18 protein-coding genes and 1 pseudogene are annotated in these 19838 nt (G+C 76.8%); 9 read left to right on the top strand and 10 right to left on the bottom strand.

The genetic code is table 11. The annotated features are described in order from the left end of the window. Window positions 1–60: 60 nt before the first annotated feature. Window positions 61–816, bottom strand: a complete 756-nt coding sequence (locus ACWIZO_RS19230) for an AfsR/SARP family transcriptional regulator (RefSeq protein ID WP_448639246.1) — start codon at window positions 814–816, stop codon at window positions 61–63. A 189-nt stretch (window positions 817–1005) separates the two neighbouring features. On the opposite strand from ACWIZO_RS19230, the gene ACWIZO_RS19225 reads away from it, so the two are divergent. Together ACWIZO_RS19225 and ACWIZO_RS19220 are read left to right on the top strand one after the other, a co-directional pair. Then, complete coding sequence (locus ACWIZO_RS19225) at window positions 1006–1461, top strand: hypothetical protein (RefSeq protein WP_448639245.1); 456 nt, start codon at window positions 1006–1008, stop codon at window positions 1459–1461. An 11-nt stretch (window positions 1462–1472) separates the two neighbouring features. Beyond that, window positions 1473–2789 (top strand): Dyp-type peroxidase, encoded by a 1317-nt coding sequence (locus ACWIZO_RS19220; RefSeq protein WP_448639244.1) that lies wholly within the window; start codon window positions 1473–1475, stop codon window positions 2787–2789. Window positions 2790–2844: 55 nt separating this feature from the next. Here ACWIZO_RS19220 and ACWIZO_RS19215 read toward each other — a convergent pair whose 3' ends face one another. Further along, the gene (locus ACWIZO_RS19215) at window positions 2845–3612 is read right to left on the bottom strand and encodes an AfsR/SARP family transcriptional regulator (RefSeq protein ID WP_448639243.1); all 768 of its coding nucleotides are present in this window, start codon (window positions 3610–3612) and stop codon (window positions 2845–2847) included. A 100-nt stretch (window positions 3613–3712) separates the two neighbouring features. Then, window positions 3713–3946, bottom strand: a complete 234-nt coding sequence (locus ACWIZO_RS19210) for a hypothetical protein (RefSeq protein WP_446760376.1) — start codon at window positions 3944–3946, stop codon at window positions 3713–3715. A 356-nt stretch (window positions 3947–4302) separates the two neighbouring features. On the opposite strand from ACWIZO_RS19210, the gene ACWIZO_RS19205 reads away from it, so the two are divergent. Both ACWIZO_RS19205 and ACWIZO_RS19200 read left to right on the top strand, forming a co-directional pair. After that, complete coding sequence (locus ACWIZO_RS19205; RefSeq protein WP_448639242.1) at window positions 4303–5820, top strand: flavin-containing monooxygenase; 1518 nt, start codon at window positions 4303–4305, stop codon at window positions 5818–5820. 123 nt (window positions 5821–5943) lie between these two features. Continuing rightward, window positions 5944–6759, top strand: coding sequence for an alpha/beta fold hydrolase (locus ACWIZO_RS19200; RefSeq protein WP_448639241.1), 816 nt, complete (start codon window positions 5944–5946; stop codon window positions 6757–6759). Here ACWIZO_RS19200 and ACWIZO_RS19195 read toward each other — a convergent pair. Continuing rightward, window positions 6722–7045 (bottom strand): hypothetical protein, encoded by a 324-nt coding sequence (locus ACWIZO_RS19195; protein WP_448639240.1) that lies wholly within the window; start codon window positions 7043–7045, stop codon window positions 6722–6724. The two genes, ACWIZO_RS19200 and ACWIZO_RS19195, sit on opposite strands and share 38 nt — an antisense overlap. Window positions 7046–7143: 98 nt before the next feature. On the opposite strand from ACWIZO_RS19195, the gene ACWIZO_RS19190 reads away from it, so the two are divergent. Both ACWIZO_RS19190 and ACWIZO_RS19185 read left to right on the top strand, forming a co-directional pair. Next, a complete protein-coding gene (locus ACWIZO_RS19190; protein WP_448639239.1) occupies window positions 7144–8556 on the top strand; it encodes an amidase family protein in 1413 nt (470 codons plus the stop codon). Then, window positions 8556–9140: a TetR/AcrR family transcriptional regulator gene (locus tag ACWIZO_RS19185; protein ID WP_448639238.1), complete on the top strand. Its 585-nt coding sequence runs from the start codon at window positions 8556–8558 to the stop codon at window positions 9138–9140. The genes ACWIZO_RS19190 and ACWIZO_RS19185 overlap by 1 nt, the downstream gene beginning before the upstream one ends. Window positions 9141–9156: 16 nt before the next feature. Here the strand turns inward: ACWIZO_RS19185 and ACWIZO_RS19180 are convergent, their stop codons facing one another. Continuing rightward, window positions 9157–9528, bottom strand: a complete 372-nt coding sequence (locus tag ACWIZO_RS19180; RefSeq protein ID WP_448639237.1) for a CPBP family intramembrane glutamic endopeptidase — start codon at window positions 9526–9528, stop codon at window positions 9157–9159. A 354-nt stretch (window positions 9529–9882) separates the two neighbouring features. After that, window positions 9883–10707, bottom strand: coding sequence for an alpha/beta hydrolase (locus ACWIZO_RS19175; protein WP_448639236.1), 825 nt, complete (start codon window positions 10705–10707; stop codon window positions 9883–9885). A 528-nt stretch (window positions 10708–11235) separates the two neighbouring features. Between ACWIZO_RS19175 and ACWIZO_RS19170 the strand changes: the two genes are divergently transcribed. Further along, window positions 11236–13719 (top strand): lysylphosphatidylglycerol synthase domain-containing protein, encoded by a 2484-nt coding sequence (locus ACWIZO_RS19170; protein WP_448639235.1) that lies wholly within the window; start codon window positions 11236–11238, stop codon window positions 13717–13719. Window positions 13720–13743: 24 nt separating this feature from the next. On the opposite strand, the gene ACWIZO_RS19165 is transcribed toward ACWIZO_RS19170, so the two are convergent. Both ACWIZO_RS19165 and ACWIZO_RS19160 read right to left on the bottom strand, forming a co-directional pair. Then, window positions 13744–14343, bottom strand: a complete 600-nt coding sequence (locus ACWIZO_RS19165; RefSeq protein WP_448639234.1) for a site-specific integrase — start codon at window positions 14341–14343, stop codon at window positions 13744–13746. Window positions 14344–14507: 164 nt separating this feature from the next. After that, a pseudogene (locus tag ACWIZO_RS19160) lies at window positions 14508–14774 on the bottom strand (hypothetical protein); the annotation flags it as partial. A gap of 136 nt (window positions 14775–14910) precedes the next feature. Here ACWIZO_RS19160 and ACWIZO_RS19155 point away from each other — a divergent pair. Continuing rightward, window positions 14911–16119: a hypothetical protein gene (locus ACWIZO_RS19155; RefSeq protein WP_448639233.1), complete on the top strand. Its 1209-nt coding sequence runs from the start codon at window positions 14911–14913 to the stop codon at window positions 16117–16119. Between the two features lie 16 nt (window positions 16120–16135). Here ACWIZO_RS19155 and ACWIZO_RS19150 read toward each other — a convergent pair whose 3' ends face one another. Both ACWIZO_RS19150 and gdhA read right to left on the bottom strand, forming a co-directional pair. After that, the gene (locus ACWIZO_RS19150) at window positions 16136–16615 is read right to left on the bottom strand and encodes an SRPBCC family protein (RefSeq protein WP_448639232.1); all 480 of its coding nucleotides are present in this window, start codon (window positions 16613–16615) and stop codon (window positions 16136–16138) included. Between the two features lie 40 nt (window positions 16616–16655). Beyond that, window positions 16656–18005, bottom strand: coding sequence for an NADP-specific glutamate dehydrogenase (gene gdhA / locus ACWIZO_RS19145; RefSeq protein ID WP_448639231.1), 1350 nt, complete (start codon window positions 18003–18005; stop codon window positions 16656–16658). Between the two features lie 176 nt (window positions 18006–18181). On the opposite strand from gdhA, the gene ACWIZO_RS19140 reads away from it, so the two are divergent. Continuing rightward, a complete protein-coding gene (locus tag ACWIZO_RS19140) occupies window positions 18182–19831 on the top strand; it encodes an amidohydrolase (protein WP_448639230.1) in 1650 nt (549 codons plus the stop codon). Window positions 19832–19838: the final 7 nt, after the last annotated feature.

Below are 19838 nucleotides of genomic sequence, written 5' to 3'. Positions count from 1 at the left end.
CGCCCCGGGGGCGTCAACGGTCGTTGGTCCCTGCGGAGCACGGCGTCTGCCCGGCGACGGTCAGGAGGCCAGCCGCCGCGCCCGGGGGATGCCGCGGACCAGCCGGCTCATCCGCTCGGTCGGCGGCACCCCGAGCTCGTCGCGCAGCAGGTCCCGGAACAGGTCGTGGGCCCGCAGCGCCTCGGCCACGTTGCCCTCGGCGAGGTGCACGCGCACGACGGTGCGGTGGGCGCTCTCCCGCAGCGGCTCGGTCCGGATCGCGAGGTAGGCGGCCTGGAGGGCCTCGGCGTGCCGGCCGGCGGCGCCCAGCCGGACCGCCGCCGTCTCCAGCGCGTGCAGCCGCAGCCGGGCCAGCCGGTCGCGCTCCAGGAGGACCCAGTCGTCGTACCAGCCGGGGAGCAGGTCGCCCAGCAGCGCCGGGTCCGGCAGCACCACCCGGTCGGTGCCGGTCCGCGGATCGCACACGCGCTCGGCCCAGCGGTGCAGCTCGCGCACGTCGGTGCGGACGCCGGCGGCCAGCCGCAGGACGCCGTCCGAGGGGTCGAGGAGCTCGGGAGCGGACCGGCGCAGCCGCCACAGCGCCGACCGCAGGCTGGCCTGGGCCCGGTCCTCGGGCACGTCGGGCCACAGCTGACCCGACACCGCCGTGCGCGCCGGCCGCTCGGCCAGGCACAGGTGCGCGACCACGCGCTGCACCGCCCGGGGCAGCTCCACGGCGGCCGGCCGCCGCGCGGCCGCGCCGTCCCGGACGGTGAACCCGTCGAGCAGCGTGACCCGCGGTCCGCTGTCCGGGGTGGTGCGCGGGAGCTGGTCCATCGGCGGTCCCCGATCAGGAGCGACGGCGTCGGGAGTGACGGCGTCGCCCAGCAGAGGGGCACCGGGACGCCGCTGATACACGGGCGGGATGACGGCGGCGTGACGCGGCGGTGATGTCCCCGGCGGCAGGGTCGGGCCCGACCGGCCGCCACCCGGCGGCGCGGCCCGCGAGGAGACGAGGGACCACCGATGACCGGACCGAGCACCGCCGACGACCCGGTGCAGAACCCGCTGACGCTGGTGATGACCGCGCGCTCGCCCGAGGACCGCCGGGTGCTGCAGCAGAAGGTCCAGGCGCTGCAGTCCCTGCCGCGGGAGCAGAACCCGGTGGTGCGGGCGCTCGAGGCGATCGGCACCGTGCACTTCGCGCGCTTCGTCCTGCTCGACGAGCAGCGGCTCGCCGTGATCACGACCTACGACGGCGACTTCGACGTCTACATCAACGAGTTCGTCGACCACATCGGTGAGGTGTTCGACGACCTGCTGCAGCACGTGGAGGGCGCCCCGCCGCTGCCGGTGCAGCGGCACCGCGAGGAGTTCCTGGACTACGTGCGCCGCCACGACCTGCGCTGCGTGCCGCCCTTCTACAGCGCCTATCCGCAGCGGACGGTGCTCGACGTCCTCGCCGCCGACGTCGTGGCCTGACGCGGGTCCCGGTGCTCGACCTCGCCGACGTCCAGGGCGTCGTCCTCCGCGGGTACACGATGCCGCGCGCCCGCCACCTGGTGCTGCGGGTGGACGCCGCGGCCGCCGGCCGCGAGCTGCTGGGCTCGCTGGTCGCCGGGGACCCCCGCCGTCCGCAGGTCACGACCGGGACGCCGTGGACGGAGAAGCCCGACTGCTGCCTCAACCTGTCGGTGACCGCCGGCGGGCTGCGCGCCCTCGGGGTCCCCGAGGAGTCGCTGGCGACCTTCCCCGCGGAGTTCCTCGCCGGCGCGCGGGCCCGGGCCGGCCGGGTGGGGGACGTCGGCCCCAGCGCCCCCGAGCACTGGCTGCCGGTGTTCGGGGACCCGGGCTTCCACCTGCTGGTCTCGCTGTTCGGGCAGTCCGCCGCGGCGGTGGACCGGGCCACCGACGACCTCCTGGCCGGCACCGCGCCGGGGCTGACCGAGCTGTGCCGGTTCGACGCCGCTCTGCTCGGCGCCCGGGTGGACCACTTCGGCTACGTCGACGGGATCTCCCAGCCCACCGTCGGCGACGCGCCGCCACCCGGGCCGCCCGACCGGCTGCCGGTGGCGCCCGCGGGTGCCTTCCTGCTCGGCCACCCCAGTCAGTTCCGCGACTACACCTACCCGGTGCCGGAGCCCGAGGTGCTGGGCCGCAACGGCAGCTTCGCGGCGTTCCGCGTGCTGTCCCAGGACGTCGACGCCTTCCGCGAGCTGCTGATCGAGCAGTCCCGCCGCACCGGCACCTCCCCGGGGCGCGTCGCCGCGCAGCTGTGCGGACGGTGGCGGAACGGGACCCCCCTGGCCCTCTCCCCGGACACCGACTCCCCCGACCCGCCGGTGCCCGCCGACGCGCTCAACGACTTCGGCTACGCCGCGGACCCGAGAGGCGAGCGCTGCCCGATCGGGTCGCACGTGCGGCGCATGAACCCGCGCGACTCCCGGGTGGCCGGGGGCGGGGGGAACCAGCACCGGATCGTGCGGCGCGGGCTGACCTACGGCCCGCCCTACGACCCCGACCACCCCCGGGACGGGCACGACCGCGGGCTGCTCGGCCTGTTCATCGGGGTCAGCCTCCGCGACCAGTTCGAGTTCGTGATGGGCCAGTGGGCCGTGGACGGCCGCTTCGCCCCGGGCCTCGGGCGGACGCAGGACCCCTTCCTCGGGTCGGGCGGCACGCTGCCGCTGGCCACCCCGGGCGGCGGACGGGCCGAGCTGAGCGGCCTGCCCCGGCTGGTCACCACCCGCGGCGGCGCCTACTGCTTCCTCCCCAGCACCACCGCGATCGGTCACCTCGCCGCCTTGTGACCGCCCGGTGACCGCCCGGTGACCACCCGGCCACCGCGCCGGCGTCGCGACCGGGTCAGCCGCCGCGCCGCGCTCCCTCGGGGACGGGGCTGCGGTGCACCCCGGGGGCGCGCGCCGGGCGCCCGTCGGCCGTCCGGCGCCGGGCCTGGGCGAGCAGGGCGGTCATGGAGGGTGTGGGGGCGACACCCAGGGTGTCGGCGAGCACCGCCCGGAACGACTCGTAGGCGCGGCGCGCCTCGGCGAGGTTGCCCTCGGCGAGGTGGGCCCGCACGACGGCCCGGTGGGCGCTCTCCCGGAGCGGCTCCTCGTGCGCCGCGGCGTAGGCGGCCTGCAACGCCTCGCCGAACCGGCCGGCGGCCACCAACTCGTCGGCCAGGGCCTCCAGCGCGTGCATCCGCAGCTGGCGCAGCCGCTCCCGCTCGAGCACCACCCAGTCCTCGGACCAGCCGGGCAGGAGCTGCCCGCGCAGCTCCTCGGGCGGCATCGCGACGTCGCCGCGGACCTGCCGGTCGAGCACCCGCGACGCCCACGCCTCGAGCTCGCGGACGTCGACGCGCACCCCGGCGGCCAGGGACAGCGAGCCGCCCGACACCTCGACCATGCCGGGGGCCACCCTCCTCAGCCGCCACAGCGCCGAGCGCAGGCTGCCGTGCGCGTGGTCCTCGGGCACGTCGGGCCACAGCTGGCCGGCGATGACGGTGCGGTCCGGGCAGCGCGACAGGCTCAGGCGCGCGACGAGGCGCTGCACCGCCCGCGGCAGCTCGCAGGGGGCGGCGCGGGTGCCGTCCCCCAGCCGCAGGCCGAAGCCGTCGAGCAGGGTCACGCGGACAGCCGGTGGGAGGGTCACGGGGCACACCCCCTGGAGCACCCGACGACGGTGGAGCGGCGGCGTCCGGGTCCGCCGGCGGGAATGGTCCGGGCTCTCAGTCGCCGCCGTCAATCGAGTTCGACGCGTCGCGGAGGAACTGCTCCACCCAGGCACGTACCGCGTCGACGACGTCACGGGGCGAGGCGGCCAGGGCCACGGTCGCCTCCCCCGTGCCGCCCGGACCGGGCGAGGTGTCCATGCTCGTCAGCCGACCGCGGAAGGTCTCGGCGCCGTCCTCGAGCCACACGCGGACGAGCAGTGCGGCACTGTGGTCGCCGTCCAAGGTCACCGTCCATCGGGGTCGTCCCTGCCGCCCGCCCCAGCGGACGGCCCGTCCCCCGCGAGTCGTCATGATCGCGGGACCCCATCCTCGCTCGTGACCCTGCCCGGCGCACTCACCCGGAGGGGCGTCATCCGCCGGCCGGACCGGCGCGGGAGGAGCCGTCCCCGCCTGCGGCGCCCTGTCGGTCACGGTCGGCCCCCTCGCCGCGGTCGACGGGCTGCGTCCCGGTCTCCTCCGGTCTCCCCCGGTCGCCGGAGTCTGGCAGCCCACGCGTCACCGGAGCGTCACCGGTGAGGGCACTGGGGAGGCCGCCGCCGACCTATCGTGATCTGCACCACTCCCCACTCCCGGAGGTCCGCACGATGACGACCACCGCACCCACCGAGCCCGCCGGACAGATCCAGGCAGACGTCCAGGACGCCGGCCACGTCGACGTCCTGATCGTCGGCGCCGGGGTGTCCGGCATCGGTGCCGCCCACCACCTGCAGGAACAGTTCCCCGACCGGAGCTTCGTCATCCTCGACGCACAGGACAACCGGGGCGGGACCTGGTGGACCCACCGGTACCCGGGCGTGCGCTCCGACAGCGACCTGTTCACCTACGGCTACCGGTTCAAGCCCTGGCGGGGCCCGTCGATCGCCGCGGGTGAGGAGATCCTCCACTACCTCGACGAGGTCATCGCCGAGGACGACCTGGGTCAGCACATCCGCTACCACCACCGGGTCACCGAGGCCGCCTGGTCCACCGAGGATCGCCGGTGGACCGTGCAGGTCACCCGCGGCGACACCGGCGAGCAGTTGCGGTTCACCACCGACTTCCTGTGGATGTGCCAGGGCTACTACAACCACACCAGGCCCCACCGGCCGCAGTGGGAGGGCATGGACCGGTTCCAGGGCCTGGTCGTGCACCCGCAGCAGTGGCCCCAGGACCTCGACCTCGCCGGCAAGCGCGTCGTCGTCATCGGGTCGGGGTCCACGGCCGCGACGCTCATCCCGGCGATCGCGAAGGAGGCGGAGCACGTGACGATGCTGCAGCGCTCCCCCTCCTACTTCCTGGCCCCGCCCCTGACGCACGAGCTCGCCGTCACGCTGCGCCAGCTGGACATCCCCGAGGACTGGACGCACGAGATCCTGCGGCGGGCCTACAGCGCCCAGTTCAACGAGCTGGCGCGGCTGTCGCACGAGGCGCCCGACGAGCTGCACGAGTTCCTGATGGAGTCGATGCGCCCGCTGCTGCCCGAGGGCTTCGACGTCGAGAAGCACTTCACGCCCCGCTACCGACCGTGGCAGCAGCGCATCGCCATCGTCCCGGAGGGCGACCTGTTCGCGGCACTGCGCGAGGGGAAGGCCTCCATCGTCACGGACACGATCGCGACCTTCACCGAGACCGGGATCCGGGTCGGGTCCGGCGAGGAGATCCCGGCCGACGTCGTCGTCTCCGCCACCGGGTTCGACCTGTCGGCCTTCGGCGACGTCGACTTCAGCGTGGACGGCGAGCCGGTCGTCTTCCCGGAGCGGGTCACCTGGCGCGGCATGATGATCAGCGGGGTGCCGAACATGGCCTACGTCTTCGGCTACTTCCGGCACAGCTGGACGCTGCGCGTGGACCTCGTCTGCGACCTGGTGATCCGGATGCTCGCGCTCATGCAGGACAAGGGCGCCACCATGGTGGTCCCCACGCTCCGGCCGGAGGACGCGGGCATGCAGCTGCGGCCGTGGTCGGACCCGGAGAACTTCAACGCCGGCTACGTCCTGCGCTCCCAGCACGTCCTGTTCAAGCAGGGCGACCGTGAACCGTGGACGCACATGCTCGAGCACGCGCAGGAGGCGGAGATGCTGCCGAAGGCCGACCTCGAGGACGGGACGCTCGCCTACAGCTGACCCGCCCCGGGCTCCGCCCGCGACGGCCGCCGGCGGCCGTCGCGGGGGTGCTGTGGGTGGGGGTCTTGTCGGTGGGCGGCCGCCCTGCCAGGCTCGCCGCCCCCGCCTCCCGAGGAGCCCACCATGCCGCAGACGGCCTGCCGCACCGGAGTCACGCTCAACCACGAGACCAGCGGCGAGGGCGAGCCGCTGCTGCTGGTCATGGGGACGTCGGGTTCCATCCCGCTCTGGGGCGAGATGGTCCCGCGGCTGGCCGAGCGGTACCAGGTCATCGCCTTCGACAACCGCGGGCTCGGCGGCAGCGAGCGGGGCGAGGGCGCGATCACCGTCGCGTCCCTGGCCGAGGACGCCTCGGCCCTGCTCGAGGCGCTCGACGTGCCGCGGGCGCACGTCATGGGCTGGTCGCTCGGGTCGGCGATCGCGCAGGAGCTGGCGCTGCGCCACCCCGAGCAGGTGGCGAGCGCGGTCATGTACGCCACCTGGGCACGCTGCGACGGCTTCCAGCGCGCCGTGCTCAGCGCGCTCCGGCTGCCCTACGCGGTGCGGGACATGGAGGCCGCCCTGACCAGCGCCGGCATCGCCTTCTCGCCCCAGCTGCTCGACCGCCCGGACTTCGCGCAGCTGCTCGAGCCGCTGCTGCCGGCGTTCCCGCAGAACGAGGAGCAGATGCAGGTCACCACCGAGCAGTGGGACGCCGACCTGGCCCACGACACCCTCGACCGGCTGGGCGGCGTCACCGCGCCCACGCTGGTCGTCGTCGGGGAGCAGGACCTGCTGACCCCGCCCTGGCAGGCGCAGGCCGTGGCCGACGCCGTCCCGGGCGCGCGCTTCGAGCTCGTGACCGGCCCGGGCTCGAGCCACGGGATGCACATCGAGCGCCCCGAGGACCTGGTCCGGATCGTCACCGGCTTCCTGGCCGACCACCCGGTCCGGGCCTGACCAGCGCGTCCCAGAACGCCGTCCGGACCCCACCGGCTCCCCACGCGTTCGGCTCGACGAGGTCGCAGGACCACAGCCGCCGGTCCGGTGGTCGCGCGTCGCGCCGCGCCGGGTCGCCCGCGCGGAGGCCGTGGCCGAGGAAGACCCCGGCGACGTCCGCGACCGCGGCCCCGTGGCGCACCGCGACCCGGCGGAGGGCCCCGTTGAGCTCCCCGATGACGGCGACGGCGTCGGTGGAGATCGAGTCGCCGAGGGCGACGTGGGACGACGGCGCGGGATCGGGCACGCGGCCATCCTGCGCGCGACCGGCGGGGCCCCGCGCGGGGTGACCGACCCGCGCGCCGGCCCGTTGCCAAACGCGAATCAACCGTTCACGATTGCGGCATGACGATCAGCTCGGACGAGTACCGCCGCTGGGACGCCGTCGCCATGGCCGGGCTGGTCCGCGACGGGCGCGTCTCCGCCGCGGAGCTGGCCGAGACCGCACGGGAGCTGGTCGAGGCCCGGCGCGAGCTGAAGGCGGTCGCCTCCCCCGCCGACCCGGGAGCGGTCGGCCCGCGCGCGGCAGGCCGCTTCGCCGGTGTCCCGTTCGCCGTCAAGGAGCTGCTCGCCTGGCCGGGGCTGCCGTGGTCGATGGGCTCACGGCTCACGGCCGCCGCGCCCGCGCCGGGGCTCTCGCCGTACGCCGCACGGATCCGGGACGCCGGACTCGACGTGGTCTGCTCCACGACCAGCTCGGAGTTCGGCCTGCTCGGCAGCACCGAGACCGCGCTGCACGGCGTGACGCTGAACCCGTGGCGGCCGGGCCTGTCCGCGGGGGGCTCGTCGGGAGGCTCCGCCGCCCTCGTCGCGGCCGGGGTCCTCCCCATGGCGCACGGGAGCGACGCCGGGGGCTCGCTGCGCGTGCCGGCGGCGCTGAACGGCGTGTTCGGGTTCAAGCCGTCGAACCGGCGCGGCGAGCCGACCGGCCCGGAGGTGCCCGGCCTGGGCGCGCTGCTCGTCGAGCACGTCATCACGCGCTCGGTCCGCGACAGCGCGGCGTTCCTCGCGGCCACCGAGCGCAGCGGTCCCGGCGCGGTCCACCCGCCGGTCGGCCGGGTGACCGGCCCGTCGCCGACCCGGCTGCGGATCGCCGTGCTGGAGCCGACGCTGCTCGGCGCCCGCCCCGACGGAGCGGTCCGGCGGGAGCTCGACCGCGCGGCGGCGCTCTGCGACTCCCTCGGGCACCGGGTCGAGGTCGCCCCCGCCCCGGACGTCGACGGCGCGGCGGTGAGCCGGGGCTTCTTCACCGCGGCCGCGCTGACGGTGGCGGAGGTCGCCCGCGCGGTCACGCCGCTGCTCGGCCGCCCGCCGGGCGAGGACGAGCTCGAGCCGTTCACGCTGGAGCTGGTCGCCTGGGCGGCGACACTGGGCCCCGACGCGCCGGCGCGGACCGAGCGGGCGCTCGCGGACGCCGCGCGCGGCTACCTGCGGCTGTTCGAGCGCTGCGACGTCGTCCTCTCCCCCACGCTCGCCCGCGCCTCCTGGCCCGTGGGCCACCTCTCCCCCGCGGCCGGCCGGGAGACGCTCGTCCGGCGCACCGAGGAGGCCGTCGGCTACACCCCGATCCACAACGTCGCGGGCTGTCCCGCGATGTCGGTGCCCCTGGGCCGGCACGAGGGGCTGCCGGTCGGGGTCCACTTCGCCGCCCGCCCCGGTGCCGACCGGCTGCTGCTGGAACTGGCCTTCGAGCTCGAGGCGGCCGCCCCGTGGGCCGACGTGTGGCCGCCGGAGCCGGTGGCCGCGGGACGAGTGTGATGGCCCAGGTCCTCAAGCCGGAGGTGCGCGCGCGGATCGAGGCGGCCGCGCTGCGCTGCTTCGCCGACCAGGGCTACCCCGGGACGTCGATCGCCGCGATCGCCGGTCTGGCCGGCACCGCACCGGGGAACGTCTACCGGTACTTCGGCGCCAAGGAGCTGCTGTTCGACGCGGTCGTCCCCGCGGACCTCCCGGCCCGCCACGACCGGCTGCTCGACACCCGGGTGACGGCCCTGGCCGGGGGCTCGCGGCACGGGGAACCGGCCGAGGAGCTGCTCGGCTTCTGGCTCGACCACCGCCTGGCCGTCGCCGTCCTGCTCGACCGGGCCGAGGGCACGCGGTTCGCCGGCTACCCCGCGGCCTTCGTCGGGCGTCTCGTCGACGCGGCCGAGCGGTCCCTGGACCGTCCTGCGACCCCGGAGCAGCGCGACGTCCTGGACCTCGTGTTCGACAACACCCGGCGGGCGCTCGCCCGGATCCTGCGGACCGCGCGCGACCGCGAGCACGGACGGGCCCTGGTGGCCGGCTTCTGGAGCTACCAGCTCCCGGGCCTGGACGGGCTCGTGGCCCACCTCCGGCGCTGAACGGCCGGCGCCGCCCTCACCCGGGCGGTCGGCGGAGGTGGTGCGCCGCGGCCGCCGCGAGCGTGCCCGCCGCGTTGGCGGCGAGGTGGAGCAGGACCGGCGCCAGCAGGCTCCCGCTGCACAGCCGCAGCCAGGTGAACAGGCCCCCCGCCGCCGCGGTGGCCGCGCAGCCCAGGCCCACGGCGAGACCGCGGGCGACCGGACCCCCGGCCAGGTCGTTGGCCACCAGCGCGCTCCGCGTGGGGTGCACGTGCCAGAACCCGAAGAGCGCCGCCGAGCCTGCGACCGCCACCGGCGGCGACACGCTCCGGGCCAGGGCGGCGAGCAGGACGCCGCGGAAGGCCGTCTCCTCCCACAGGACGGTGCCGAACGGGATGCGCACCAGCACCCGGTGGGCGACCTCGCCGCCACCGGCCCCGGCCAGCCGGGGCGTCGGCGAGCAGCGGCCGGACCGCCGGGACCGCGAGACCGGCTCCGCAGCCCCCGGCCACCACCGCGGCGAACGGGCCGCCCCACCGCAGCCCGGCGCGGAGGCGGTGCCGGTCCAGTCCCAGCTCCGACCAGGACAGGCCCGCGCCGCGGGCGGCCAGGAGGAGCAGGCCCGTCGCCGCGACGTTGGCCCGCACGGAGGAGCCGGAGGAGCCGGGCAGCCGGGGGACGACGACGTTGTTCCAGGCGCCGAGGACGAGCACCAGCGGTCCGGTGAACGCCAGGCCCCTCCGTCCTGGCGAGCGGGCGTGGTTCACGGCCCGTCGGCCAGCGCGGCGAGCTCCACGACGGCGTGGACCAGCGCCTGCCCGTGGAGCAGGACGGCGTCGTTGTGGTCGGCGCCGGGCACCTCGACACGGCGGTGCAGCCGCGCGGCGGCCTCGGCCACCTGACGGCTCTGCGCCGGCGGGACGATCGTGTCCCCGCCGCCGTACACGACCGTCGTCGGCGCCCGTACGCGGGCGACCTGCTCGGCGACCGGGTAGCGGTCGCGCAGCAGCGCCCGCACCGGCAGGAACGGGTGGTGCGCGCTGCCGACGGCCGCCAGGTCGACGAACGGGGACCGCAGCAGCAGCCCGGCGGGCGGGTGCTCGACGGCGAGCCCGGTGACGACGGCGCAGCCGAGGCTCTCGCCGAAGTAGAGGAGCCGCTCCTGCGGGACACCGGCCTCCTCGAGCAGCCAGCTGCGCGCGGCCCGGACGTCGAGGGCGAGCCCCGCCTCGCTGGGGCTGCCGGGGTTGCCGCCGTACCCGCGGTAGTCGAACAGCAGCACCGCCAGCCCGGCCGACGACAGCGCTCGCGCAAGCGGCGCGCGCAGCCCGCGGTGCCCGCCGTTGCCGTTCGCCACGAGGACGGCGGGGGCCTCGGCGGTCGGGCCGGGCACGAACCAGGCTCCGAGGGAGAGGCCGTCGGCGGTGGTCAGCGTGACGTCGCGGCCACCGGGGACGGCGTCGGCGGCCGCGGGCACGGGGCCGTCGTCCGGGAAGTAGACGAGGCGCCGCTGCAGAGCCCAGAGCAGACCCACCAGCACAGCCAACACGACCGCGACGACCACCGCGGCCCGGAGCACGGAGCGCACGGCTGATGGTGGCGGACGGGGAGCACCGGAGCCCGGGGGCCTCCTCCCGCGCAGGACCCGGAGGACCCGGACGCGTGCGGGCGGCGCCGTCAGCGGCCCGGGTGCACCACCCGCGCCCGCTCAGTCGGCGGCCGGGGCTGCGGCCCGCGGGGGGTGGCGGCTGCCGGGACACCGGTGCGCTGCGGCCGGCCGAGTGCGACGGCGACGGCGCTGACCCCGAGGAGACCGTCCACCCGGTGGCTCCCGTCGTCGGTCCTGCGCCGTCGCGCCTGACGCGAGGCGGATCCTGCTCAGGACCCGGGAGCGGGTCCAGACCGTGGCGCGGGTCCGGCGCTCGTCAGCCCGGTTCCGGCGTCCGGCCCGCCGGCCGGGGCGGCACGGGCGTCGCGCAGCGTCGTCCTGACCCCCGGTCGGGTCACGCCCCGCCGAGGAACCCCGCACCGGCACCCCGGCGCGGCTCCCCGCGGGCCCCCGGGACGGGCCTCCCGCACGCCACCGTGTGCACGGCGACCCCGGAGGGCGGACCGCATGGACGAGACGAGCACGTCGGACCGGCCGAGTGCCCCCTCGGCGCAGCTGCCGGAGGCGCCGACGACCGGGTCCCCTCCGACCCGGGCAGCGGGCGCAGGCGCCGTCCGGGGAGGTGGGAACTCCTCCCCGGAGGAGGTCACCGGGTACGACCGGTCCCCCAGCGACGTGCTCCGCGCCGGCGTGCTGACCGCCGCGGCCGTCCTGCTGCTGCCGGTCGCCCGGTGGTCGCGCGAGACGGCCGCGGCAGCGGACGAGGACCTGGTAGGCCGGCTGTCCTCGGCCGCGCCGGCCGTCGAGCGGTTCGGAACCGGCGCGGCCGCGCTGCTGGTGGTGGCGTCGGTCGCCGCGGCCTGGGTCACTCCTGCGGTGACGCGCCGGTGGCGGCTGTTCGGTTACCTGCTGGTCGGCGGCGTCCTCGCCGTCGCGCTGGCGCGGGCAGCCCGGTGGCTGCTCGACGCCGGTGCCCCGGGCATCCCGCCGCGCGCGGCCGCGTGGCCCGGGGACCTCGACAGCGCGCTCCGGGTGGACGGCCTCGCCGTGGCCGCGGCGTCGTTCGCGGTGCTGGCGCCGTTCGTGTCCCGCCGGTGGCGGCGGGCCGGGGTCCTGGTCCTCGCGTCCACCACGCTGCTGCAGCTCCTGTCGCCCCGGCCGTCCCCGGCCACCCTGGCCGTGTCGCTGCTGCTCGGCGCCGCGGTCGGCTCGGCGACCCTGTTGCTGCTGGGCCGGCCCGTCGCCCGGCCGACCCGGGAGGCCGTGGCCGCCGCCCTGGCCGGCAGCGGGCTCGACCCGGTCGAGGTGGCGCCGGCCGTGGTCGACGCCCGCGGCTCGGTGCCCTGGACCGCGCGGCTGCGGAACGGGGACCGCGTGTTCGCCAAGGTCATGGGCGCCGAGAACCGGGCCGCGGACCTGCTGTTCCGGGCCTACCGGTTCCTCCGGCTGAGGGACGTCGGGGACGAGCGCCCGTTCTCCTCCCTGCGCCGCACGGTCGAGCACGAGGCGATGGTGTCGCTGCTCGTCCGGGACGCCGGCGGGCGGACGCCCCGCCTGCGCACCATCGCCCCCGTCGGGCACGACTCGTGGCTGCTGTCCTACGAGCTCGTCGACGGCACGACCCTCGACCGGGTGCCGGACACGGCCGTGACCGGGCCGGTCCTGCACGGCATCTGGGAGCAGGTGGCCGTCCTGCGCCGGCACGGCGTCGCCCACCGCGACCTGCGCCGGGCCAACGTCCTCCTCGACCCCTCGGGTACGCCGTGGCTCATCGACTGGGGGTTCAGCGAGGTCGCCGCCGCACCGGCGCTGCTCGACGCCGACGTCGCCCAGCTCCTGGTCACCCTCGCGCTGCAGGTCGGGGTCGGGCCTGCCGTCGACACCGCGGTCGCCCGGCTGGGGCCGGAGGCGGTGGCCGCGTCGCTGCCGCGGCTGCAGCCGAACTCGCTCAGCGGCGCGACACGGGACGCGCTGAGGCACGACAGGGAGCTGGCCGGGGAGATCCGCGCCGCCGTCAGTCAGCGGTGCGGCGTCCCGGAACCACGGCTGGCGGACCTGGAGCGCATCCGGCCCCGGACGCTCCTCGTGGTCGGCGTGCTCGTCCTCGCCACCTACCTGCTCGTGCCCCAGCTCGGCGACGTGGCCGGCATGGCCGAGCGCGTGCGGGACGCCGACTGGGCCTGGTCGCCGCTGGTCCTGGCGACGTCGGCGCTGACGTACGTGGGCGCTGCGCTCAGCCTCGCCGGAGCGGTGCCCGGGCGGCTGCGGGCCGTCCCCACCTTCGTCGCCCAGCTCGCCTCCTCCTTCGCCGGCCGGCTGGTGCCCGCCGGTCTCGGGGGGATGGCGCTCAACGTCCGCTTCCTGCAGCGCAGCGGCGTCGACGTCGCCGTCGCCACGTCCGGCGTCGGGCTCAGCTACGCGGCCGGGACCGTCGTCCACGTGCTCCTGCTGCTGGGGTTCGGGGTGTGGGCCGGGCGGTCGCTGCCGGACGTCGTCCGGCCGGTGGAGTCGCCTCCCGTGGCCTGGGGTGCCCTGGCGGTGCTGGCGCTCACCGTCGCCGCGTCCGCCGTCCCGGCCGTCCGGCGGTTCGTCGTTCCGCGGCTGGGGCCGCCGCTGCGCCGCTCCGTCCACGGCCTCGGCGGCACCCTGCGCAGCCCCGGCAAGGTGGTGCTGCTGCTGGGGGGCTCGGCGGCGACCACGCTCGGCTACCTGCTCTGCCTCTACCTGTCCACCCGGGCACTGGGCGGGGACGTGGGCCTGGCCCCGGTGGGCGCCGTCTACCTCGCCGGCGCCGCCGTGGCCGCCCTCGCGCCGACACCCGGCGGTCTGGGTGCCCTCGAGGCCGCCCTCATCGCCGGACTCGTCGGCGTCGGGATGGACCACACGATCGCCGTCCCCGCCGTGTTCCTCTACCGGATCGCGACGTTCTGGCTGCCCGTCCTGCCCGGGTGGGCGGCCTTCCACTGGCTCCGGAGGTCGCACTACGTGTAGCCGCCCGGCGCGCGGGCCGGCGGGTCAGAGGCCCAGCGAACCCGAGGCGGGATCGGCCCACCGGCTGGACGCGTCGTAGGAGCGGACCACCAGCGACCGCCACCGGCCGGTCCGGCTGATCTCCTTCTCCGGCACGCCCTGCGCGTAGGCCGTGGTGGCGAAGCCGCGTCGCAGCGAGTGCGGCGACAGCCCCTCGGGGACGACGCCGGCGCGCTCGGCGGCCCGCTTGAGGACCAGGTCGACGCTGCGGGTGGTCAGCGCGGTCGTCCCGATCCGCGGGGCGTGCCCCTTGCCCACCGACCGGAACAGCGGGCCGGCGGTGATCCCCTGCGCCGCCAGCGCCGCCAGCCAGGCACGGGTGGCGCGGACGGGACAGGTCACCTCGCGGACGCCCTCGGCCAGGGCCAGGGTCTCCCCCGCACCCTCCTGGTCGGTCTTGGAGAAGCGCAGCAGGACGTCGAGGCCGCCGTGCCCGGCCGGGGCGAGGTCCTCGATCCGCAGCCAGACCAGGTCGCTGGCGCGCAGGCCGAGCGCGAAGCCGACCAGGAGCAGGCAGCGGTCGCGCAGGCCGGCGAGGGTGTCGGGGAGGTCCTCGACGAGGGCCCGCACGGTGGCGGTGTCCAACGCCCGGGCCCGGCGCGGCCGGTACCCGAGCGGACGGCGGTGCGGCGGATGCCGGCCAGCGTGCGCCGCACCCCCTCGCTGTCGCCGGGGACGGCGTGGCCGGCGGTGCGGTGGGCGTCGTTGAGCGCCGACAGCCGCCGGGCGACGTAGCGCGGGCTGCGCCCCTCGTCGGCCATGGCGGCCAGCCACGCGGCGACGGTCAGCGGGTCGGCGGGCAGGGCACTCGGCAGCGACCGGGCGGCACACCACTCCCGCCAGGCGGCCACGTCCCGCGCGTACGCCTCCCGGGTGGCGGCCGACTGCGCCGCGGCGACGTAGGAGCCGACCGCGGTCAGGTCGCCGGGCAGCAGCAGCCCGTCGCCGTCCGTCGCCGCCGGGGCGGCGACCGAGCGTGGTGACGCCTCCCCCGCATCGTCCGGATCGGTCCCCATGGCGTCTCCTCCGGTCATGTGTCCCGTCAACGATCACTTCGCAGAGTAGGTGCCTCTCGGAAGCGGTGCACGAGCCATCCCGTGGTAGCCCTGACCGATGGATGGGCGGACCGTGCATCCGACTATTGTCCCGAACGTGACGGAGCCCACTAACGAGACCGGTACGAAGCCGTGCGCCTTCCCCGGCTGCACCGAGCCGCGCCGGCCGCGGACACCGGGGCGCAGCGGCCCCTCGCCCACGTTCTGCGCGCGCCCCGACCACAACCCCGAGTCGGCGCGCCAGGCACGGGCCAGAGCATCGGGCTCCCGGTCCGCCCGCGCCGTCGCCACCGTCACCGCGCTGGCCGAGGACCTGCCTCCGGAGGGCCGGGTCCGGCAGCTGGTGGGCCGGTGGGCGGCGGCCACCCGGGAGGCCGCCGCCGCGGCCGAGGCGCAGGCCACGCTGCTCACCGCCGCCGTCGACGCCCTGGACGCCTACCGCGACGAGACGACGGTGGAGGCGCGGATCGCCCAGGCCCGCTCCGACGTCGAGGCCGCGCACGCGGCGCAGCTGCGCGCCGAGGAGCAGGCCCGGCTGGCCACGCGGCTGCACGCGGAGGCCCAGCGGGCGCGGGAGGCGGCCGAGCGGGACGCCGAGGCCGCGCGGGCCGACGCCGGGCAGCAGGTCGCCGAGGCCCGGGCCGAGGCCGCGCGCCGGGTGGAGCTCGCCGAGGAGGCGCGCCGGGGAGCCGAGACGGCCCTCGGGCGGGCCGAGTCCGACCGTGTCCGGGCCGAGGACGCGCGCGCCGCCGCCGAGCAGCGGGCGCACGACACCGAGGTGGCCCGGCAGGCGGCGGAGCGGGGCGCCGCGGAGGCGCGGCGGGCCGAGCGCGGTGCCCGCGAGGACGCCGCCCGCGAGCACGACGCCCTCGTGGAGGCCCGGGCCGGGTGGCGCGTCACCGAGCGCGGGCTCGCCCAGGCGGTGCAGACGCGCACGGAGGAGCGCGACGCCGCGCTCGGCGCCGGCGACGAGGCGCGGGCCGCCGCGGCCGCCGCGCGCGAGCAGGCCCGCGACGCCGAGCACGAGCGGGACGCCGCCCGCCGCGCCGAGCAGGACGCGCACGCGCGGGAGCGGGACGCGGCCGCGCGGGCCGCGTCAGCCGAGCGCGACCGCCAGCAGGCGCTCACCGACGCGGCGCGGGCCGCTCAGCGCGCGGACGACGCCGACCGCCGGGCCGCGGAGGCCGAGGCGACGGCGCGCTCCGCCGGCGAACGGGTCGGCGCCCTCACCGCCGAGGTCGCCGCCCTGCAGGCGCAGCTCGCCGCACGGCCCGCCGACGGCGCGGACGGCGCCGGGCGGACCTGACCCGCGCCGGCCGTCCTCAGCCCAGCGAGAGCACGAGGGCCTCGAGTCGCCGCAGCGTCTCCGGCATCGCGCGGGCCATCCGCTGCGGGTACCGAGGCAGCCGGACGGTCAGGGTCGGCCAGCGGGCGCGGCCCCACTCGTAGGAGTGGCGGACGAGCGTGCCGCCGTCCTCGGGGACGAGGCGGTAGCGCCACCACTGGCCGCCCACCAGGGTGTGCCCGCGCCACTCCCCCGTGGTCCGCCAGCCGAGCAGCCGGTCCTGCTCGAACTCGGTGACCTCGTTGACGCTCCGGTACCGGACGGGGCCCTGTCGCATGCCCATCGTGAAGCGCGCGCCCAGGTGCAGGCGCTCCGGACCCGACGGCGCCCCCCGGACCATCCCGGACCCGTCGAGGGCCCCGTGCCACTCCGGCGACACCAGCACGGCGAAGACCGCCCCCGCCGGTGCCGGGACGGCCCGCTCCACGGTGACGGTCCGCCCGTCCTCGGAGGCCACCGGACCAGTGTGGCAGCCACGGCCCCGTCGGTCGCCGGCCTCAGATCAGCCCGAGGGCGTGCACGGCCTCGGCGACCTCAAGGAAGCCGGCCACGTTCGCGCCGAGCACCAGGTCGCCGGGCGCGCCGTACTCCTCGGCGGTGGACGAGCAGCGCGCGTGGATGTCGCGCACGATCTCGGCCAGCCGGGCCTCGGTGTGCTCGAAGGTCCACCGGTCGCGCGAGGCGTTCTGCTGCATCTCCAGCGCCGAGGTGGCCACACCCCCGGCGTTGGCCGCCTTGCCCGGCGCGAACGCGATCCCCGCCTCGCGGAAGATCCGGACCGCCTCCGGCGTCGAGGGCATGTTGGCGCCCTCGACGACGTAGCGGCAGCCGTTGCGGGCCAGGGTCGCGGCGGCGTCGCCGTCGAGCTCGTTCTGCGTGGCGCTGGGGACCGCGACGTCACAGGGGACGTCCCAGATGCTGCCGTCGGCGACGAAGGTGGCAGAAGGGACGCGCTCGGCGTAGGCGCCGATCCGGGCCCGGTCGACCTCCTTGACCTGCTTGAGGACCTCGAGGTCGAGGCCCTTCTCGTCGACGACGTAGCCGCTGGAGTCCGAGCAGGCGACCGCCGTCGCGCCGAGCTGGCGCACCTTCTCCACGGCGTACACCGCCACGTTGCCCGAGCCGGACACGACCACGCGCCGCCCGTCGAGGGACTCCCCCCGGGCCCGGCACATCTCGGCGGCGAAGAAGGCGGCGCCGTAGCCGGTCGCCTCGGTGCGGACCAGCGCGCCGCCCCAGCCGAGCCCCTTGCCGGTCAGGACCCCGGACTCGTAGCGGTTGGTGATCCGCTTGTACTGGCCGAACAGGTAGCCGATCTCGCGGGCACCGACCCCGATGTCGCCCGCGGGGACGTCGGTGTGCTCGCCGAGGTGCCGGTAGAGCTCGGTCATGAACGACTGGCAGAACCGCATGACCTCGGCGTCCGAGCGGCCCTTCGGGTCGAAGTCCGAGCCGCCCTTGCCGCCGCCGATCGGCATGCCGGTGAGGGCGTTCTTGAAGATCTGCTCGAAGCCGAGGAACTTGACGATCCCCAGGTTGACCGACGGGTGGAACCGCAGCCCGCCCTTGTACGGGCCGAGGGCGGAGTTGAACTCGACGCGGAAGCCCCGGTTGATGTGGACCTCGCCGCTGTCGTCCTGCCAGGGCACCCGGAAGATGACCTGCCGCTCGGGCTCGCAGATCCGCTCGATCGTCTTCATCTCCGTGTACTCGCCGTGCCGGCCCAGGACGACGGCGAGGGAGTCCAAGACCTCGCGGACGGCCTGGTGGAACTCGACCTCACCGGGGTTGCGTCGCAGGACCTCCTCGTAGATCCGCTCCACGACAGCGGGCACACCTTCGGTCATCGTCGTCCTCCCGATCCCGGCCCCGGGCGGGCCCCTGCGTCCCTGCCCACCCGAGACGCCGCGGAACCGACCTGTCCGCAACCCGCCGGCCGGCCCCGGGCGGCGGGGGCCGGGACGGCGGGCCGGGAGGCGGCACACTGGCCCGGTCCCCATCCGGTGCGAGGAAGGACGACGCGGTGCGGCTGGACGTGCTCTACGTCGACGGCGACATCACCACGGGCGACCCCGGCCGGCCGCGCGCCCGCCGACTGGGCGTGTGGCGGGGCCGGGTCGCCGGCCTCGACGACGACCTGGCCGGGTGCACCGCGGACACGGTGGTCGACCTGCGCGGCGCGCCCGTCGTCCCCGGGTTCCACGACGCCCACCAGCACCTGAGCATGCGCGGGCAGCGCCTGCGCCAGGTGGACCTGACCTCCCCCGGGACCGCCACCCTCGACCAGCTCTACGCGCGGGTGGCGGAGCGCGCCGCCTCCCTCGAGCCCGGCGCGTGGGTCCTCGGGCACGGCTACGACCAGAACAAGATCGGCGGGCACCCGACGCGGGAGGCCCTCGACCGGGCGGCGGGCGGGCGGCCGGTCTGGCTGACGCACAACTCCGGGCACATGGGCGTGCTGAGCACCGAGGGCTTCGCCCGCGCGGGGTTCGCCGACCTCGACGCGGTGCCCGACGTCCCCGGCGGGCACGTCGAGCGCGACGAGCGGGGCCGCCCGCTCGGGCTGCTCGCCGAGCAGGCCCAGGGGCTCGCGCACGCGGTGCTGCGCCCCGAGCCGTTCGAGGACTGGGTCACCGGCATCGGCCTGGCCAGCGACGTGGCACTGTCGGAGGGCACCACCAGCATCACCGAACCGGGCATCTGCGCCGGCCTGGCCGGCAACAGCCCCGCCGACCTCGCCGCCTACCTCACCGCCCGCGAGCGCGGCCTCCTCCGCGTCCGGGCCACCCTGATGCCGGCCGTCGACGCCCTGCACGAGATCGGCGACGTCGAGCCCGGGCACCCGTGGTTCGGCGTGGACCTCGGCGTGCGCACCGGGCTGGGCGACGAGTGGGTGCGCGTCGGGGCGGTGAAGGTGTTCTCCGACGGCTCGCTGATCGGGCGGACGGCGGCGATGCGCGTCCCCTACGCCGACCGGCCGGACACCAGCGGCTTCCTGCAGCACGAGGCGCGGTGGCTGCACGAGCGTATCGTGGCCGCGCACGCCCACGGCTGGCAGGTGGCCACGCACGCGATCGGCGACGCCGCCCTCGACGTCGTCCTGGACGCCTACGACGACGCCCAGCGGCGCTTCCCGCGTCCCGACCCCCGCCATCGCGTGGAGCACGCCGGGGTGGTGGGCGACGACCAGGTCGCGCGCCTCGCCGCGCTCGGGGTGGTCCCGGTGCCGCAGGGGCACTTCGTCGGCGAGATCGGCGACGGGATGCTGCAGGCGCTCGGGCCCGAGCGGGCCCGGCTGTGCTACCGGCAGCGCAGCTGGCTCGACGCCGGGGTCGTCCTGCCCGGCAGCTCCGACTGCCCCGTCGTGCGGGGCGCGCCGCTGCTCGGCATCCACGACCTGGTGAACCGGCGCACCGGCTCCGGGCAGCCGTTCACCCCGGCCGAGGCGCTCACCGTCGAGGAGGCGCTGCGCGCCTACACCCACGGCTCGGCGTACGCCGACCACCAGGAGCACGAGAAGGGCACCCTCGCGCGGGGCATGCTGGCCGACCTGGTCGTGCTGGGCGACGCCCCCGCCCGGGTCGACCCGGCGGCGATCGGGTCGATCGAGGTCGTCGCCACCGTCGTCGGCGGCGTGCCGGTGTTCGGGGCCGACCGGCTGCGCGTCTCCTGACCGGTGC

It is taken from the genome of Geodermatophilus sp. URMC 63 (genome assembly GCF_053502565.1).
Note: the sequence above shows the minus strand (reverse complement) of the source record. Positions and strands in the feature narration are given on the sequence as shown.